16 protein-coding genes are annotated in these 17733 nt (G+C 53.5%); 11 read left to right on the top strand and 5 right to left on the bottom strand.

Annotated features, from left to right (window positions below; all coding sequences use genetic code 11):
* Nucleotides 1–466 precede the first annotated feature (466 nt).
* The 10 genes from G006_RS0114500 (at nt 467) to G006_RS0114545 (ending at nt 10970) form a co-directional block, all read left to right on the top strand.
* Nucleotides 467–2764 (top strand): PKD domain-containing protein, encoded by a 2298-nt coding sequence (locus tag G006_RS0114500; RefSeq protein ID WP_020483926.1) that lies wholly within the window; start codon nt 467–469, stop codon nt 2762–2764.
* A 289-nt stretch (nt 2765–3053) separates the two neighbouring features.
* A complete protein-coding gene (locus G006_RS0114505) occupies nt 3054–4940 on the top strand; it encodes an ATP-binding cassette domain-containing protein (protein ID WP_020483927.1) in 1887 nt (628 codons plus the stop codon).
* Nucleotides 4941–4942: 2 nt separating this feature from the next.
* Entirely contained in the window at nt 4943–5452 is a 510-nt protein-coding gene (locus G006_RS0114510) for a hypothetical protein (RefSeq protein WP_020483928.1), read from the top strand.
* A gap of 8 nt (nt 5453–5460) precedes the next feature.
* Nucleotides 5461–5904, top strand: a complete 444-nt coding sequence (locus G006_RS0114515) for a universal stress protein (RefSeq protein WP_020483929.1) — start codon at nt 5461–5463, stop codon at nt 5902–5904.
* Nucleotides 5897–6424 carry a bifunctional adenosylcobinamide kinase/adenosylcobinamide-phosphate guanylyltransferase gene (cobU, locus tag G006_RS0114520; protein ID WP_020483930.1) on the top strand — a complete coding sequence of 176 codons (528 nt, stop codon included), beginning with the start codon at nt 5897–5899 and terminating at the stop codon, nt 6422–6424. Before G006_RS0114515 ends, cobU begins: the two co-directional genes overlap by 8 nt.
* Before the next feature lie 7 nt (nt 6425–6431).
* On the top strand, nt 6432–7472 hold the full coding sequence (gene cobT, locus G006_RS0114525; protein WP_020483931.1) for a nicotinate-nucleotide--dimethylbenzimidazole phosphoribosyltransferase: 1041 nt from the start codon (nt 6432–6434) through the stop codon (nt 7470–7472).
* Nucleotides 7473–7647: 175 nt separating this feature from the next.
* Entirely contained in the window at nt 7648–8061 is a 414-nt protein-coding gene (locus G006_RS0114530; protein WP_020483933.1) for a TM2 domain-containing protein, read from the top strand.
* Nucleotides 8062–8063: 2 nt separating this feature from the next.
* Nucleotides 8064–8786 carry an adenosylcobinamide-GDP ribazoletransferase gene (locus tag G006_RS0114535; protein WP_026147063.1) on the top strand — a complete coding sequence of 241 codons (723 nt, stop codon included), beginning with the start codon at nt 8064–8066 and terminating at the stop codon, nt 8784–8786.
* The gene (gene bluB, locus G006_RS0114540) at nt 8783–9496 is read left to right on the top strand and encodes a 5,6-dimethylbenzimidazole synthase (protein WP_020483935.1); all 714 of its coding nucleotides are present in this window, start codon (nt 8783–8785) and stop codon (nt 9494–9496) included. The genes G006_RS0114535 and bluB overlap by 4 nt, the downstream gene beginning before the upstream one ends.
* Nucleotides 9468–10970 (top strand): cobyric acid synthase, encoded by a 1503-nt coding sequence (locus tag G006_RS0114545; RefSeq protein WP_020483936.1) that lies wholly within the window; start codon nt 9468–9470, stop codon nt 10968–10970. Before bluB ends, G006_RS0114545 begins: the two co-directional genes overlap by 29 nt.
* A 91-nt stretch (nt 10971–11061) precedes the next feature.
* Here the strand turns inward: G006_RS0114545 and G006_RS0114550 are convergent, their stop codons facing one another.
* The 4 genes from G006_RS0114550 to amoA are packed head-to-tail and all read right to left on the bottom strand — an operon-like array spanning nt 11062 to nt 15157.
* A complete protein-coding gene (locus G006_RS0114550) occupies nt 11062–12336 on the bottom strand; it encodes an MFS transporter (protein WP_051067690.1) in 1275 nt (424 codons plus the stop codon).
* Between the two features lie 28 nt (nt 12337–12364).
* The gene (gene amoC / locus G006_RS0114555; protein WP_020483938.1) at nt 12365–13138 is read right to left on the bottom strand and encodes a bacterial ammonia monooxygenase, subunit AmoC; all 774 of its coding nucleotides are present in this window, start codon (nt 13136–13138) and stop codon (nt 12365–12367) included.
* Nucleotides 13139–13154: 16 nt separating this feature from the next.
* Entirely contained in the window at nt 13155–14393 is a 1239-nt protein-coding gene (gene amoB, locus G006_RS0114560; protein ID WP_020483939.1) for a bacterial ammonia monooxygenase, subunit AmoB, read from the bottom strand.
* An 11-nt stretch (nt 14394–14404) separates the two neighbouring features.
* On the bottom strand, nt 14405–15157 hold the full coding sequence (gene amoA / locus G006_RS0114565) for a bacterial ammonia monooxygenase, subunit AmoA (RefSeq protein ID WP_020483940.1): 753 nt from the start codon (nt 15155–15157) through the stop codon (nt 14405–14407).
* A 251-nt stretch (nt 15158–15408) separates the two neighbouring features.
* Here amoA and G006_RS0114570 point away from each other — a divergent pair, with 251 nt between their 5' ends.
* Nucleotides 15409–16344 (top strand): LysR family transcriptional regulator, encoded by a 936-nt coding sequence (locus tag G006_RS0114570; protein ID WP_020483941.1) that lies wholly within the window; start codon nt 15409–15411, stop codon nt 16342–16344.
* Here G006_RS0114570 and G006_RS0114575 read toward each other — a convergent pair.
* Nucleotides 16341–17435: an L-dopachrome tautomerase-related protein gene (locus G006_RS0114575; protein WP_020483942.1), complete on the bottom strand. Its 1095-nt coding sequence runs from the start codon at nt 17433–17435 to the stop codon at nt 16341–16343. The two genes, G006_RS0114570 and G006_RS0114575, sit on opposite strands and share 4 nt — an antisense overlap.
* Nucleotides 17436–17733 lie beyond the last annotated feature (298 nt).

Below are 17733 nucleotides of genomic sequence, written 5' to 3' on the forward strand. Positions count from 1 at the left end.
ATTGAGCCTGTCGATGTGCGCACCCGCCTGGGCTCCGACGAGCTCAGCCCGAACGGAATAGCAGTGATAAATTTAGGGACGGGTTAATAGCGGCTGATTCGCGTTGTAAGGAAATCCAATCACGCCGGTGCTATGCTGAAGGTACGGTGGCAGCGTCGGGGCTTTTCAACTACTACCATCATAGCTTTGGGGAGGTCTGAAAAAATTGTCATCGTTGTGTATGCGCGGATCTAGTAATGTGATTGCAAAGGGCTCGCGCTTTCTGGGGAGCGGCGATTGGGTATTGTTATAAATTACCTTGGGGAAAGGTCGGCGCCGCTCAGTTTTTCCGTTCTTTTTTAAAATAGCCACTTTTATCTCAGAATTTTTGGGCACGTTGTTCTTTACTTTGTCGTCAGTATTACTAGCCTGTGCCTGCCAATTTTGAGAATGGGTACAGTGATCTTTTCATGCACGGGAGTCCACCATGAACAAACAGACATTCATCGCATCCGCTGTCATCACTACTTTAGTGGGTTGCGCCACACCACCGATTGAACAGAAAGCAACAATCGAAAATGATTTGAGTACCGAATTACCCGCCTCAGCCGCCGGCATATCTGCAGAGCCTTTGTACTTTTCTTCGCAACAAGAAGCCGAAGGCGCTTTGATCGGTTATAACTACGGGCTGACCCTGCTTGCCGATGGCCGAGTTCAAGCATTCGTCTCCGGTTTAAATGGGTCGGGCATGGAAAACCCATTCGACGTGGTTAGGGCAAAAGCGCAAAGTTCGTCAGCCAAAATTACCGACTTGGCCGAGGCGGAAACTGAAATGGCATTTCCGCAAATTACGCTAACCGAGAAAAAGAACGGCCAGGCAGCTATCGACGCATTGGGCGATAAGCTGGGGGATGTTGCTAAAGCCTACGACATGTCCAGCGAGCGCCTGGAAGATATATTGCGCACCGATGCGTCGGCCTGGATCGATGAAAGCGGCCGCCTGCTCTATATCGACGAACATACCAATGTTACTCAGGGGCAAGGCGAACAAGAAACCGCCACGGTAACCAGCACGGGTAGCAGCGTGGCAAGCGCGGCAACGGCCGACCCGTTCGCCCTGCACAGCAAGCCAGGTTCGAATCGCGTTATCTATTTGGATTTCAACGGCCATGTAGCAACGAATACGGCGTGGAGTACGACTGCTCTTAATGCCCAAGCCTACGATATCGACAGCAACCCAGGCGCATTCAGCAGCGCGGAATTAAATAACATTCGCGAGATCTGGCAGCGCGTAGCGGAAGACTACGCGCCGTTCGATGTTGACGTTACCACGCAGGAACCCGTTTTGGATGCCCTGAGACGCACCAGCACCAGCGATGTGCAGTACGGCACTCGAGTAGTCGTTACCCGTTCCATGCCGCAACTTTGCAACCAAACTTGCGGCGGTGTGGCTTACGTTAATGTGTTTTCATATTATTCAGCCGCCTATCCGGAGCGCTATAGGCCCGCCTGGGTATTCTTCGACAAACTGGGCAACGGTTATCCCAAATACGTTGCCGAAGCCGTATCGCACGAAGTCGGGCATAACTTGAACCTCAATCATGATGGCAATGCCTCCACCGGCTATTATGCCGGCCACGGTAGCGGTGCAACCGGCTGGGCGCCAGTCATGGGGGTGGGTTATTACAAACCTGTCGCACAATGGAGTAAAGGCGAGTATCCGGGCGCTAACAATCTACAAGATGATCTCGCGGTGATAAATGCTGCGGGTGCTCCAGTACGACCCGATGACTTCCCCGATACAACAGCCAGTGCGGCACCATTGGCAGGCGACGCCGGCACTGTTTTGCAAAATGGCATCATCGAACGCACGACGGACGCCGATATTTTCGTGTTTTCAACCGGCGGGGGAAGCGCGCAGTTCAATGTCACGCCCGATGCAATAGCGCCCAATTTGGATGTGTTATTAAAGTTAATTGACGCGCAAGGCAATACCGTGGCCCAAGCCAATCCGGTGGACAGCTTGGCGGCATCCTTAAGCGTTTCGCTCAACGCCGGAAAATATTTCCTGAAAATCGAAGGGGTCGGTAAAGGCGACTTAACTACTGGCTACTCTGACTACGGCAGCCTCGGTCAATATCAAATTACCGGCAATTACCCCATTTTGGCTGCGGTGCCACCCGCAGCAGTCATCACGGCTCTGCCAACTGTCGGCGACGCACCACTCAATGTGACGCTGAATGGTTCCGGCTCCAGTGCTAGAAACGGCTCGATCTCGTCATACGCATGGAATTTCGGCGACGGTTCCGCGGCAACTAGCGGCGCATCGGTCAGTCACATCTACAACACCCCTGGTGCCTATACCGCAACACTGACCGTTACGGATAGCAGCGGTTTGAAAACCAGTACTTCGCAAAGTATTCAGGCGGCACAAAGTGTCGTAGCAATGAATATGAAAGTTGCCAGTACCGTGATGACTCGAAAATTGTTAAGTGGTGGTAAATCGCAATGCGTCGCCAACATTGCCGTTAAATCCGGAACAGCATCAGTTATCGGTGCCGGCATCTATGGCACTTGGAGCGGTTCTGTCACCTCGGGTACGACAAAAACCAATGTGACCGGAGCTAGCTATTCCATTAGCGGTACGAACGGCTCGACCAGTCTGAGCAGTGCCCTGCTGCCCAGCAACAGCAAGGGTACCTGCGCGTTTACCGTCACCAAGGTCGTCAAGAATGGCTACTTGTACGATGGCAGTGGTGCCATTTCACGTAGTTTGTCCTGGTAAATTAATGTTCGGGGGCGGCTGATTCTTGGCTGTCCCCGGCTTATTTCGGAGTTGTCCCGGTTGACGATAATTGATTCGAATCGGGATAGCCTTACAAACATTTCCACGGCTGCTTGCATTCCCTGGCTGCTTATCCCTCCTCTCCCAAAAGATTCTGTTGTCTGGTTCAACAACAAGCCTTCAAATCGCCGCTCTGCGTAGCCACGTAAACTGCAAAAGACGCGCAAGCCCCTCCCGCGCTAAAATTCCCCTATTGTGCGGCGTCGCACCCAGCCAACTTTTTACCATCATGCTCAATTTCAAAAACATCGCCATCCGTCGCGGCAACCGTTTGCTGTTTAGCGAGGCCTCTTTCACGATACATAAAGGCCAAAAAATCGGTCTGACCGGGGCCAATGGCGCCGGCAAATCCAGCCTTTTTGCATTACTGCGCGGTGAATTACATGCCGACGAAGGCGACTTTTCCATGCCGCCGAATCTGGAAATCGCTCATGTTGCCCAGGAAACCCCGGCCTTGGAATGTTCAGCCATCGACTATGTACTGGACGGCGACAGAGAGTTGCGTGCGTTGCAGGCAAAGTTGCATACGGCCGAGCAAGCGCATGACGGCATCAAATTGGCCGAGCTACATGCGGCCTTGGATCATGTCGGCGGTTACACGGCCCAGGCCAGGGCTTCTCGGTTACTAAATGGTCTGGGTTTCAGCACCGAGCAAGAAAGCCGGGCGGTCAGCTCTTTTTCCGGCGGTTGGCGCATGCGTTTGAATCTGGCGCAAGCCTTGATGTGCCGCTCCGATGTGTTACTGCTCGACGAACCTACCAACCACCTGGACTTGGATGCGGTGATTTATTTGCAGGATTGGCTCAGCAAATATCCTGGCACCTTGTTATTGATTTCCCATGACCGCGATTTTCTGGACACCATCACCGACCATATCGTCCACATCGAGCAGAACCGAGCCGAAATATACACGGGCAATTATTCCGCCTTCGAACGCATGCGCGCCGAAAAATTGGCCCAACAACAGACCGCTTACGAAAAACAGCAGCGCGAAATTGCCCATATCCAAAGCTTTGTTGATCGTTTCAAGGCGCAAGCCACCAAAGCCAGACAGGCGCAAAGCCGTATCAAAGCCTTGGAGCGGATGGAGCTGATCGCTCAGGCCCATGTCGATTCGCCGTTCGGTTTCAGCTTTCCGCCGCCGAAAAAAATGCCCAATCCGCTGCTAAAAATCGAAGAAGCCGACATCGGCTATGGCGATAAAGTAGTGATTAAAAACGCCAGCCTGTCGATTGCGCCGGGCGACCGTATCGGTCTGCTCGGACCCAATGGCGCCGGCAAGTCCAGCTTGATCAAAGTACTTTCCGGGCAAATGCCGGCATTGACTGGTAAGCTACAAACCGCTCAGGATTTGCATATCGGTTATTTCGCTCAGCATCAACTGGAACTGTTGAACCTGGAAGAAAGCCCGCTTTGGCATCTGCAAAAGCTGGATAAGCAAGCTACCGAGAAAGATTTGCGCAATTTTCTGGGCGGCTTTGATTTTCGCGGCGACAAGGTCAACGATCCGGTCGAACCGTTTTCCGGAGGCGAAAAAGCCCGTCTGGTACTGGCCATGTTGGTTTATCAAAATCCCAATTTGTTGCTGTTGGACGAGCCGACCAACCATTTGGATTTGGAAATGCGCCACGCTCTGAGTGTGGCCTTGCAGGAATATCAAGGTGCTCTGGTCGTGGTGTCGCATGACAGGCATTTACTGCGCTCGGTGACCGACCAACTGTTGTTGGTAGCCGGCGGCAAGATGCAACCATTCGACGGTGATTTGGACGATTACAAGCAATGGCTTGCCGAGCAGAAAAAAGCGGGCGACGAACCGGTCGCGAACGACAATAGCGGCGGCGTGTCCCGCAAGGATCAGCGCAAACTCGATGCGGAACGCCGGCAGCGCTTAAAACCGTTGTTGGACGCGGTGAAAAAAGCCGAAGCGGCGGTGGAAAAGTTTCATCAGCAACAGCGCGACCTTGAAGAACAATTGGCCGATCCGGCCATTTATGCCGAGGAATACAAGGAACAATTAAAGCAGTTACTGAGTCGGAAAGGCCAAATCGATAGCGCGCTGGAACAGGCAGAAATGGATTGGCTGGCAGCGGAGGAAAACCTACAACAAGCGGAGTGATCATGTACCAACTGATGGTGTTGTTTTTTGAGATTTGCATTATGCGCAAAGGGCCGCAGGATGTGCCGGCGTCGCCTTGGCTAGTGCGGCTGATGTTCATACCCTATTTGCTGGTTAATCTACTGATTTTGTTGTTGGACAGCGATTGGGAGCATGCTTTGCTGCAAATCAGCGCGGAGACCGTATTAATGGTCGGATTCTGCTATCCGCTTCTGTATTTTTCCGGGAAAACCGCCCGTTTTCCGCAAACCCTGACGGCATTATTGGGCTCTGATGTGGTGATTAGTTTGTGCGCCATTCCGGCGGTCGCCAGCCTGAATACCCAGATCAGCCAGGTGGCATACATTGCGATGATCGTGCTGATGGGCTGGCATTGGTTGGTCAATGGCAATATTTTCCGGCATGCCCTGGATAGACCGTTATTGTTCGGCTTGGCGCTGGCTTTTTTATATATACTCATTTCCACACAAGTGATGACCTTGTTGTTTACCGAGATTGCCGCTAGCGATTAGGAGGATGTATGACGATTTATAAACATATTTTATTGGCTGCCGATTTTTTTGAACATGGCGGTCAAGTGGCCGAAAAAGCCAGGCAAATCGCCGCGCAAAACGCTGCCCAGCTGAGCTTGGTACATGTGGTCGATAATTTGCCGATTACCGATCCCGCTTACGGCCCCATCATTCCATTCGATGTGGATTTGACCCAGGAATTGATGGAGGCCACCAAGAAACGCCTGCGCGAGCTGGGCGAGAAATTACAGGTTCCCGCCGAACGCCAGTATCTGGAAATGGGTAGCCCCAAACTGGAAATCGTCCGGGTAGCCGAAGAGATTCAGGCCGATTTGATCGTCGTGGGTTCGCACGGCCGTCATGGTTTTGCACTGTTACTCGGCTCGACTGCCAACGGCGTGCTGCATCATGCTAAATGCGACGTACTGGCGGTGCGATTAGCGGATGATTGAGCTGGTTTTAGGCGGTGCCCGTTCCGGTAAAAGCCGCTATGCCGAGCAACAAGCTTTGGCCTCCGGTATGCCGGTGGTGTACATTGCCACCGCCGAAGCCGGAGATGATGAGATGCTCAGCCGCATCCAGCATCATCAACAGCGCCGTCCAAAGCATTGGCTAACCGTTGAAGAGCCTATCGCATTGGCGGATGTGATTAGCGAATACGCCGGCAAACAGCATTGCTTGCTGGTCGATTGCCTGACGCTTTGGTTGTGCAATGTGTTATTCGACAAGCAAGGTAATCTGCAAGAACAGCGCTATCAGCAACAAGCCGATGCATTATGCGCGGCGTTGGCTGCCGGTCGGCAACGTGTGATCTTGGTCAGCAACGAAGTGGGCCTGGGCGTTGTAGCCGCCGACGCGATGACCCGCCGATTCGTCGATGAAGCCGGCTTTTTACATCAAAGACTCGCGCAATTTAGCGACAAGGTGGTGCTGGTGACCGCCGGTTTGCCGCAAATCCTCAAAAACGTCTAATTCCCTTATGAACAGTTTATCCGCGCCGATTACCGCGCCCGATGCACACTATTACCAACAAGCTTTGGACAGACAGGCGCAATTAACCAAGCCGCCCGGCTCCTTGGGCTTGCTTGAGGATTGTGCGGTCAGGCTGGCGGCGATTCAGCACAGCGAAAGGCCTAAGCTGGAAAAAATCCATGTCAGCGTATTTGCCGCCGATCATGGCATTGCCGAGGAAGGCGTCTCAGCCTTTCCGCAAGTGGTGACGATGGAAATGGTAAAAAACTTCGCAGCCGGTGGTGCGGCGGTAAATGTGCTGGCCCGCCATGTCGATGCGTATTTCGAAGTTGTCGATGTCGGGCTGATTCAGCCAGTGGCTTTAGCCGATGTCATCAGCCATCGAGCCGGCACAGGCACTGCCAATTTCAAGAGGACGGCAGCGATGAGTGACGAGCAGTTAGCTATCGCCTTGGCCGCAGGTCAGGCTGCCCTCGAACGGGCTGTAGCGAACGGGGCCGATTTGTTTATCGGCGGCGAAATGGGCATCGCCAATACCACCAGCGCCAGTGCGCTGGCGGCCGCCAGTTTACGGATACCGGCCGCCGACATTACCGGTGCCGGCACCGGCTTGAATGCCGGACAAATCGATCACAAAGCCGGCGTCATTGACTCAGCGTTGCAGCGCCACCACGCCGTTTTGCACTCGCCTTTGGATATTTTAAAAACCGTTGGCGGCTTCGAAATCGCCGCATTAACCGCTGCCTATATCAGCGCTGCCCAACAGGGTTTGCCGGTGTTGATTGACGGCTTTATCAGCAGTGTCGCGGCTTTGCTGGCGAGGGATATTAATCCCGGCTGCGTGGACTGGTTTTTTTACGGCCATTGTTCCGCGGAAAAAGGCCATGCTCGAGTCCTGCAAGCGTTAAATGCCCGGCCATTGTTGAATCTGGAGATGCGCCTGGGCGAAGGTAGCGGTGCGGTATTGGCGGTACCGTTGCTGAAAATGGCCTGTCATTTACACAATGAAATGGCCACATTCAGTCAGGCCAAAGTATCTACCGCTTAAATAGGCTATCCATCGGCAATCCGTTTCGGATGCAATAGCGAGGTGTTTAGCTTTCCCGTATCATTGGCCGCGAAAAATAAGCTGGGCTGACGTCGAGCTTGCTTTGCGACCGGCAGCTGTCTCCGATGGCAGCTGCACATAATAATAAAAACATACAACTGATTTGGTAAACAACATGCTAGGACACATAGAAAGTTACGATGAAAGATGCCAGACCGGCGTAATCAAACACGAAGGTCAATTCTACGAATTTCACCTGGATCAATGGACCTCGGAAGCGCCGCCCAAAGTTGGCGACGATGTGGATTTCGATCACGAAGAAGATAAAGTCACCGATGTCAGCCTGGTCGGCGCTTATCTGATGGAAGCCAAACCGGTCAAAAGCAAGCTGGTCGCAGCATTGCTGGGTATCGCCTTCGGTGCGATCGGCCTACATCGCATTTATTTGGGCTTTTATTTCCTCGGCTTCACTCAAGCCGTAGTCACGCTAATTACCGGCGGCTTCGGCGTCATGTGGGGCTTCATAGAAGGCGTGTTGATTGCCACTGGCCATATCTATAAAGATGCCAAAGGACGCCACCTGAAATAGTCGTGGAGCCCTTTTTAGTTGCCATACAATTTCTGACCCGCATACCCGTTAGTGTTCGCTACGAGGCTGGCGCCCCAGTATTGGGACGTTCGGTTTTATACTATCCGGCGGTAGGCTTATTGCTAGGTATGCTGCTAAGCCTGCCGGCGATCCTGCTTGCCGGCAGTACGTCCATGCTGCTGGCGGCTTTGACGTTGTCTGCTTGGGTATTACTGACCGGCGGTTTGCATCTGGACGGTTTGGCTGATTGCGCCGATGCCTGGGTCGGCGGCCACGGCGATAAACAGCGCAGCCTGCAAATCATGAAAGACCCGGCTTCCGGGCCGATTGCGGTTAGTCTGCTGGTCTTAGTTTTAATCCTGAAGTTTGCCGCACTGACTGCCATGTTCGAGCAAACTCGATTCGCCCCCTTGCTGCTGGCCCCCGTTTTAGGGCGCGCCGCAATTCTAGGCTTGATGTTGACAACCGACTACGTTCGCCCGCAAGGTCTAGCCGAAGCACTATTGCAACAACTGCCAAGGTCGCAGGCCAAGTGGGTGTTGGTGTCAAGTGTATTGATCGCACTGGTCTTCTTAGGTTTTCCGGCTGTGCTGTTTGCCGGCGGCATAGTATTTTGGCTACGGCAATCTGCCTTGTCGCGTTTGGGCGGCGTAACCGGCGACGTTTACGGCGCGGCGGTTGAATTAACGGAAGCCGCCGTTCTCATTACTGCCACGCTGCAATGACACAGCAATCCCCGCTGTCGAATGCAAATCCTGAGTCTAAATTGAATCCGAACGACTCCTCAGCCGCGCACCGTTTTCCCGACCAACAACTTGCCGGCGTCTATCGCGCCATCGCCGAACGCCGCGACATGCGACACTTTCTTGCCGATTCAGTCGATGCCGAAATCTTGTCCCGCCTCTTGCAGGCCGCGCATCAAGCCGGCAGCGTCGGCTTGATGCAGCCGTGGCGTTTTATCCGCGTCACTGATCGCCGTTTGCGTATTGATATTCACGCGCTGGTCGAACAGGAGCGCCGGCTCACCGCCGAAGCGCTGGCCGAACGCCACGATGAATTCATGAAGCTTAAAGTGGAGGGCATACTCGATTGCGGCGAATTGCTGATCGTGGCTTTGCCGGATCGGCGCGAACAACATATTTTCGGTCGCCGGACATTGCCGGAGATGGACTTGGCCTCAGCAGCCTGCGCGATTCAAAACCTGTGGCTGGCGGCCCGCGCGGAAGGCCTGGGGTTGGGCTGGGTATCGCTGTTCGATCCGGACGCATTGGCGCAACTATTGAAAATGCCGGCCGGCAGCCGGCCGATTGCGGTGCTTTGCCTGGGCCATGTCGCCGAGTTTTACCCCAAGCCAATGTTGGAACTGGAAAACTGGGCAACGCCGCAACCCTTGTCGGCATTTGTCTATGAAAACGGTTGGCCTGATGCATCCTAAACCGCCGTTTCCAGCGTTGATGGTGCAAGGCACTACCTCAGATGCCGGCAAAAGTACCTTGGTGACTGCACTTTGCCGTTATTACCGGCTTCAAGGTATCGCCGTAGCACCATTCAAACCGCAAAACATGGCACTGAATAGTGCGGTAACCGTCGACGGCGGCGAAATCGGCCGCGCCCAAGCCGCCCAAGCCGCGGCCTGCGGTTTGCCGCCGCATAGCGATATGAATCCGGTACTGCTCAAGCCCAATACCGATACCACCGCGCAAGTGATCATTCACGGCAAAGTCCTGCAAAACCAATCGGCCAGCCAGTATCACGATTATAAAAAAGTCGCCAAACAAGCGGTTCTGGAATCGTGGCAGCGCTTGAGCGCTCAGTATCAGATGCTGATCGTCGAGGGCGCCGGCAGCCCTGCGGAGATCAATTTACGCGCCGGCGATATTGCCAATATGGGCTTTGCCGAAGCGGTGGATTGTCCGGTGATTCTGATCGCCGACATTGATCGCGGCGGCGTGTTTGCGCACTTGGTCGGCACGCTGGAATTGCTCTCGGCCAGCGAGCAACAGCGTGTGATCGGTTTTGTCATCAACCGTTTCCGGGGCGACATCGCGCTATTAAAACCCGGCTTGGACTGGCTGGAAAAGCGAACCGGCAAGCCGGTGTTGGCCGTGCTGCCTTATTTGCACGATCTTTATCTGGAAGCCGAAGATGCTTTATCCACTCGGCATGCCCAACAAAGCCAAACCGGCGCTTTTCATGTCGTCGTGCCGCATCTGCCCAGCTTCAGCAATCATACCGATTTCGATCCACTGCAACTGCACCCAGGCATTCAGGTCAGCTTTGCGAAAAACCCAGATCAAGTAACCGGCGCCGACTTGATCGTGCTGCCCGGCAGCAAGTCGGTACGCAGCGATTTAGCGCGTCTTAGAGAACAAGGCTGGGACACGTTTATTAGTCGCCATCTGCGTTACGGCGGTAAACTGCTGGGGATTTGCGGCGGCTTTCAGATGCTGGGCAAACTCATAGACGACCCACTGGGGCTGGAAGGTCCGGCCGGTAGCTCCGTTGGTCTGGGTTTGTTGGATATGCAGACGGTTTTACAACCGGAAAAATGCTTGCGGCAAACTGCGGGCGCATTCTATGGGCAAGCTACGCAGGTGGCTGGCTACGAGATCCATCTGGGTGTCAGTAGTGGTCCTGCGCTGGCACAACCCTTATTTTCGCTGACGGAAGGCGACGATGGCGCCGTTTCGGCAGACGGACAGGTGGCGGGCAGTTATCTGCACGGTTTATTCGATTTGCCCGCCGCCTGCGATGCGCTGTTGAATTGGGCAGGCTATCGGCATGCGCAAGCCCTGGATTTCGACGCCGTGCGCGAAGCCGGTATCGAGCGTCTGGCCGATTGTTTAGCAAGTCATTGCAATTTCGCCCAGCTCGAAGCGCTGGCCGCATCTACCCGACGTGCTTGCTGACGGTCAGCCATTGCAGCCGGTGGCAGAAATATATGCAATTTCCGACAGCGGATTTTGAATAAATCCATTTCTTTGTTTAAAAATAGCGCTTTCATTGCGCCCCTAAAAAAACAGCAGGATAGGGTTCTTTTATAAAAAGAACGATGCCGGTTGCGACAAACGCAAACAAACCTGACGCCACAAAAGCCAGGTGGTAATCACCCATCAGACTATGGACGTACCCGGCACTGTAGGCGGCTATGGCCGCCCCGATTTGATGAGCAAAGCAGATCCAGCCGAATACCACGCCGACGTTTTGTTTCCCGAATAAATCCGCGGTCAATGCCGAGGTTGCCGGAATCGTGGACAACCAATTCATGCCGTAGATAATCGAGAACAGCATTAATTGTCCGGTAGTGTCTATGCTGGGCAGCAATATCAGCGTTGCGCCTCTGACGACGTAATAAAACGCCAGCGGCCAACGCTTGCCGTACCGGTCGCATAACCAGCCGGATAAAATGGTGCCGAACACATCGGCCGCGCCCATGACGCCTAAGGACATGGCCATGGTCATGTCGGTAAAGCCATGTTCGATGCCGTGGGGAATCAAATGCGTCTGAAAAAGCCCGGAGGTGGTTAAGCCGCAAATACCAAAACTCAAGGCCAACAACCAGAATTGCGGACTGCGCATGGCCGAGCGCATGGGATTTTGATCAGGCTTAAGCACTGTTCCGTGAACGCCATGGTAGCCATAGGCCGACAGGCCTTTTGATTCGGGATCGTCTCTTAAAAATTTCAGCACCAACGGTAAAGCCACCAAACCTAACGCCACGGCGATAAACAGCGTCGCCGCGCGCCAGCCATCATGAACATTGATCTGCATTAGCACCGGCGTAAATACTAACTGGCCGGAGGAGAAGGCCGCGCCCAATATGCCTAATGCGAGCCCGCGGTGTTTATGGAACCAGCGATTGATCAACGCCGATCCCATAATCATTGAAGTGCCGCCCGAACCCGCACCAATCAGCAATCCCCAAAACAAATACAGTTGCCAGGATTCCTGCATGAAAACGCTGCCACCGGCGCCTGCCACCGACAAAATCAACGTAATAACGCTGATGCGTTTAGCGCCGTAGACATCCATCAATCGGCCTAAAAAAGGCCCTGCAAGGCCGAACAACAGCAGGTTGAGCGAAATGGCGCCGCTAATGGTTTCTCTGTTCCAGGCAAACTCCTGCTCCAGGGACAGCATGATGATCCCTGGAACGGAGCGCAGTGCTGATGCCATAAACAAGCACAGAAAAGTGACTGCAAGTACTACCCAAGCATAGTGAACTGAATCGGTAAGACTCCTGGGCATGATTACATCGGACTTTGGCTGAAACATGGTCGTGTAGATGTAGAGAAAAATAGTGTTATTCGGCGTCTGGAATCCGATCGAGTAACTCGATCAAACGAGTCACGCCTTGCAGCAAGATGCCGCCGACGCCCAAGGCAAACCACACCCCGATCACAAAGCCCCAATGAATCGGCGCCGCGAAGAATTCTTCTCTAAACCAGAAGGTATGTCCCCACTCGTTGAAACCGACGCTGACCAAAATCATGAACGGCCCGAACACCGCCAAGGTCAATGGCAAGGAAATGCCTTTGGCGTACAAGGGCAAGCGGGTTCTGGCGTACAGCCAGGCACAACCGCCCAGGATCACGTACAACGGGAAATTAAAGTAAAACTCGATGATATGGTTAGCCGTAAACGGCGTGTCGCGGATCGCCACCTGATGCCAGGAGTTGTCCTGCTCGGCAAAATAGCTGCCCGCCCAATACACGGCAAAGGTGTAAATGCTGATCCACATCGTCAACGTGAAATAGCGGCGAATCTCTTCCTTGGGTGCCAGTTGATCCAGGTTGCGGTCGCGCGTGGTCCATAAGTAACCCCAAAAGCCGCTGGCGACGGCAGCGATCACCACCAGTTCGATATAAAACAGCCGCATCCAGTATTGTTCGAACGCCGGTTCCGAGGAATCCAAACCGTGTGCTATGGCAAAAGCACCCTGATACAGGCGTAAACTGATGTACATAACGGTTAAAAAGCCAAATCCCTTTAAATATTTGGGTAAGTCAAGCAAATACCAAGGCAATGATTTGGGGTTTTCGCTGCTTAAGCGCACGTGTTCTGTCGTGGTAGCCATGATGTGTGCTCCTGAATTAATTGAATTTGGGAATGACGGCGGCGGAAATGCTGGAGATATAGCGTTTTCCCATCACGTCGTCGTAAAGAAACAGCAGGCCACCCAGCCGGCTGTCCGCATCTTTGATCAGCCCATCCAGCTTTTCCGACTCCCAGGCCGCATCGCGCACTTCTACGGTGACGGTGCGTTGTTCGCCGGGGGCGATAGGTGTATTGTCACTCAGGCTCAGACCGTTATTACTGACGTCATCCTTGCCGGGTTTGCTGTTGACGCTCGCTAAATCAGCGTTCATGAAATGCACGTTGGAACTGGAAAATTGGCCGATCCTGACCGCTCCTTGGCTGCGATTGTCGATACTAAACTGCAACAGCATCGCGCGTTGAGCCACGTTGTATTCCGCTTTTAGCGTGTCGACATTGACCATGCCGGCATTCACTTGAGCCGGCAGAGGCAAAATTCGATCCAAGCCCGCTTGCAATGGGATGGCGTCCGGATACTGGTTGGCGGTGACGGCATTCAGCGCCAATACCAATACCGGCACGCCGACTAACACCGCCTTGGCGATGGTTTTATCCTGATCGGTGATCAACTCCTGTTCCAAACCGGCATCCAGCATGCGGTAGCGGCTGATGAACAAGGGCCGACGCACCCACCACAGCAACCATGCAGCCGCCAACGCGCCCCAGAACAGATGCCAGAACACGCCGTTGGCAAAGCCGAAGCTTTCCATGTCGATCATTTCACCGTTGATGGTTTGAATCGTATTGCTAAAGTCGGCGGGATCGCCGCCAATGTCCAGCCACACCCCAGGTCCCATCACCTGACCCGCGTCTTTTAAATTAAAAAACGGGTGAATGTGATAACGCCCCGGCAAACGGCCTTTCAAGACCACTTTGAACTCATAGTCACCACCCGGCTCCAGGGCCACCGAGTTGGTCCAGGGTTTACCGTTCAGGTAACGCTCGGTACGGATCAGCACCGGTCCTGGGGTGGAGATATTCAAGAAGCTGGCTTCCGGTTTCGGCACACTGATCGGCCAGTCTTCGGCGACATGAAACTTGCCGCTGACACTCACTTCATCGTTGACGTTGAATTTTTGCGTGGACCATTGCACGTCGTACCACTGGATGGTGCGCATCCTAATGAACGGCTCCAGGGCTTTTTCGCCATGGGCCTGCGCGGTGGGTACTGCAAATATCGACAATACGTTGATGCAAAGCACTGCCAACAGCCAAGGTTTAAAAAATGATTTCATGACTGTGCTCCTTAAATGCTTTTCAGATAACGGGTATCAGCGAACAATTTGCCGATTTTCCACCACAGCGGATACATCAACGAGCACAACAACGCTGAACAAAATGCCGACAATGGCGTGGCGTACTGGCCATAGGTGCGCAAGGTGCCGCGTTCGATGATGCGCAGGTATTCCGGCATACCGGTGCGGATGTATTGAAAACCGAACACATCGGCCACCGTCAGCTGGCTGTTGCGGTAATCGACCGCTTGGTGGAACATGCCGAAAATCGGCCAGTTGGTGGGGTAAAACAACAAGGCAAACGCGCCGCCGCCAAAAATAGAGGTGATGGTTAGACTATTGGTGAGCATCAACAAGGTGTCCAATACCAAAGCGCCCGGAATCATTGTCGCCGGCAACACCATGTTGATGGGGAAATAGTTCCAGTAGTGGTAAGCGAATACCCGGGTTACCCAGGTACCGATCAATAAGGCCGCGACGCACAGAGTGGCGCCCAACGGTAAACGGAACTTATCCCATAACACCGCCTGAACGGCGGCTGGAAAGGTAATGCCGATTAGCGGCGTGACCAGCGGCCACCATTGCCGATCTTTCCAATCGACCCAGAAATCCCAATCGCCGACGGTCAGGGCAAAATGTAGATGAAATGAGCCGATGAACAGAAATAAAGCCAGGACCAGTATCAAATAGTCATAGGCTCTTGCCAACCGGGCTTTCTCACCGCGGTAGGGTTTGAACGTGGAAATTGGAATTTGTGCGGACATGTGTGCTTCCCCCGTAACGTTTTATAGTGAATGACGGCGATAGCCATCGAAACTGGGCGTGTCGCCAACCGAAAGCTACCCTTGGGGGAGTAAATCTGTGTTGGCTGATCGACACGCTCGCGATATAAGTTAGGGGGAATGGGTTGAACTGTGAAATGGTGAAATTTCATCCGCTACCATCAAGACTGTTCATACCGGCCAGCAGCGATTTTGTTTAGTATGCAGCCAGTTTCTTTGGGGGGAATATCCACATGGCCAATCTACGTACCTTCGACTTAAACCTGTTACTGGCCTTCGACATATTGATGCGGGAGCGCAATGTCACCCGCGCGGCGGAATGTATGTTCGTGACGCAGTCGGCGATGAGTCATACCTTGCATCGTTTACGCCAACAACTGAACGACCCGGTACTGATCAAATCGCCCGCCGGCATGCAACCCACTGCATTGGCGCTGTCATTAGTGGAGCCGGTACGCAGTCTTTTACAGGAGATGGAACGCTTGCTGGAGGCACCCCAGGCCTTCGATCCAGCATCCAGTCAGCGCCGTTTCACCATCGCCGCGACCGATTACATGGAGTTTTTAATCTTGCCGGAGCTGTCGCAATTGATCGAAGAGTCGGCGCCGGGCGTGGATATTCATGTCAAACGGACGGAATCTGCTTTCCCGTTGGCGCAGTTGGAAAATGGCAGTCTGGATGTGGTGTTGGGCTTTGCCTCGGTACTTAATCCGCCCGCGCATTTGCACTGCGAACATTTATTCATGGATCGCATGGCTTGCGTGGTGAGGCAGGATCACCCGAGCATAAAAGCGGCGCCGTCGCTGGAGGCGTATTTGGCGGCGACGCACATGCTGATTTCCAGAACCGGCGATAAATTGGGCGTGATAGATGAAAAATTGACCGAGTTGGGCTTGGAGCGGCGCATTAATTTCATCGTGCCGCATTTTTTGTCGGCACCCTTGATCGTGGCCCAGTCCAATATGATTCTGTCCTTACCCTATCGTTTGGCCATCGCCTTTCAGAAACTGGTGCCACTGCAAGTATTGCCAGTGCCGGTGAGTTTGCCGGACTACGATTTGGCGATGATTTGGCATCCGTTATGGGAAAAAGACCCGGCCCATGGCTGGTTGCGTGAGCAAGTCAACGCCATAGGCCGGAAAATAAGCGTATCCCAAATCAGTCTTTAACGTCCTGGCAAGCCTGCGGCTAAGGACTTGACCTTCAATAAGTAGTACGGCGGTTTGGATTGATCATCGCCGCCGTTCAGCGTGGCCGAACGATGCAAGCGATTTACAACGGCATAGAGTTGCCCATGTGCGCCAAAACTAAAGGAATCGACCCAAGACAATCTTGGACATTGCGCCAATTGCCGGTAACTACGGTTGGGCGCTATCACGCCAATGGCGTTATTGGCTAAGTCACCCAGATAGATATTGTTATTTTCATCAATGCTAATGCCGTCCGAGATCGGTTTGTCGCTATAGCGTTCAACATGCTGCGCAAGTTCTTGGGGCGTTAAGGACTCGTTGACCAAGTCGGCGGCTTTGATCCGGTAAAGGCTGAGGCCGTGCATCGGCCCGAAATAGACCCATTCGTTGGTTAAATCCTCGGTAATGGGATTCACGCCAATATGCGGTTTCACCAACTCGCCCGACGGGGTTTTCACCTGAATCGGCACATTGTCGATGACCAAATCGACGTTTTCCGGCACCACACTGTGATGTCCTTCCAACGCCCGCCGCGCCGCGCCGGTGGACAAATTGACCACAATCAAGGCAGCATTGGCGCCTCCTGCCGGATCGCTGATAAAGGCATGATTGTGCTGGGTGTCCAACGCAAAGTCGTTGACGAACGCATCTTTGGGCGCAATTGGGGCAGGCAGGTAAATCAAGCGCTGGAGCTTGTTGGTTTTGGTATTCCAGCCGACCAGTTTGGGCGTCACGCCACTACGCATGCCGTTGTCCAGCATCCAGACGATACCGTTACTGTCGGAGCGGATACCTAATACCGAGTCGAGCTTGATCGGCGCAGTCGAATCGGCCGCGGACATTTCCTTATTCGGAAAAGGTAGCAAGGCTTGATCCTTGTATTCCACCACCGTGTATTGCGGTTGATAAAACTGATGTTGGCTCATGATGATCCGGCCGCTGGCTGTCGCCGTGACATTGCCCGGGCCGGTATCGAGGTTGGCGAATACCTCAAAATTAGAATTGCCGTCCGCCAAAGCCTCAAAGGCCGTAAACACCATGGCGGTGCAAAATAGGATCCCACGGTTCATTGTCATCTCCAGTATGTTGTTGGGTTAGGCAACACCATACTGGATCGTTAAACCCCTGTTAAATGACATCAATTCATCACGGACCATTCAGTAAATTGATGAAGACTTTTAGTCCCCGATAGCCGCAGCGCCAAGTCATAGGAGAATCTAAGTTCAAGCCCTTGTTGGAGCAGAACGAGGTATCACAGGTATAGGCGGTCGCGTCGTTTTGCCGATTTTTCCTGCGGAGACGCTCGAAAAAATCTTTGGTTATTAACCCGACCCAATTTATCACTGGCTTTCCGTTCGGGCTGGTGTG

The organism is Methylomonas sp. MK1 (assembly GCF_000365425.1).
In the GTDB taxonomy this organism is placed as follows: domain Bacteria; phylum Pseudomonadota; class Gammaproteobacteria; order Methylococcales; family Methylomonadaceae; genus Methylomonas.

What these genes read in the sequence shown, in the direction of transcription:
- amoB (WP_020483939.1), bottom strand. Translation starts at nt 14,393, where the DNA reads ATGAAATCATTTTTTAAACCTTGGCTGTTGGCAGTGCTTTGCATCAAC.
- G006_RS0114505 (WP_020483927.1), top strand. Translation starts at nt 3,054, where the DNA reads ATGCTCAATTTCAAAAACATCGCCATCCGTCGCGGCAACCGTTTGCTG.
- G006_RS0114510 (WP_020483928.1), top strand. Translation starts at nt 4,943, where the DNA reads ATGTACCAACTGATGGTGTTGTTTTTTGAGATTTGCATTATGCGCAAA.
- G006_RS0114530 (WP_020483933.1), top strand. Translation starts at nt 7,648, where the DNA reads ATGCTAGGACACATAGAAAGTTACGATGAAAGATGCCAGACCGGCGTA.
- bluB (WP_020483935.1), top strand. Translation starts at nt 8,783, where the DNA reads ATGACACAGCAATCCCCGCTGTCGAATGCAAATCCTGAGTCTAAATTG.
- G006_RS0114575 (WP_020483942.1), bottom strand. Translation starts at nt 17,435, where the DNA reads ATGAACCGTGGGATCCTATTTTGCACCGCCATGGTGTTTACGGCCTTT.
- G006_RS0114545 (WP_020483936.1), top strand. Translation starts at nt 9,468, where the DNA reads ATGAAAACGGTTGGCCTGATGCATCCTAAACCGCCGTTTCCAGCGTTG.
- G006_RS0114570 (WP_020483941.1), top strand. Translation starts at nt 15,409, where the DNA reads ATGGCCAATCTACGTACCTTCGACTTAAACCTGTTACTGGCCTTCGAC.
- G006_RS0114550 (WP_051067690.1), bottom strand. Translation starts at nt 12,336, where the DNA reads ATGTTTCAGCCAAAGTCCGATGTAATCATGCCCAGGAGTCTTACCGAT.
- amoA (WP_020483940.1), bottom strand. Translation starts at nt 15,157, where the DNA reads ATGTCCGCACAAATTCCAATTTCCACGTTCAAACCCTACCGCGGTGAG.
- amoC (WP_020483938.1), bottom strand. Translation starts at nt 13,138, where the DNA reads ATGGCTACCACGACAGAACACGTGCGCTTAAGCAGCGAAAACCCCAAA.
- G006_RS0114515 (WP_020483929.1), top strand. Translation starts at nt 5,461, where the DNA reads ATGACGATTTATAAACATATTTTATTGGCTGCCGATTTTTTTGAACAT.
- cobU (WP_020483930.1), top strand. Translation starts at nt 5,897, where the DNA reads ATGATTGAGCTGGTTTTAGGCGGTGCCCGTTCCGGTAAAAGCCGCTAT.
- cobT (WP_020483931.1), top strand. Translation starts at nt 6,432, where the DNA reads ATGAACAGTTTATCCGCGCCGATTACCGCGCCCGATGCACACTATTAC.
- G006_RS0114500 (WP_020483926.1), top strand. Translation starts at nt 467, where the DNA reads ATGAACAAACAGACATTCATCGCATCCGCTGTCATCACTACTTTAGTG.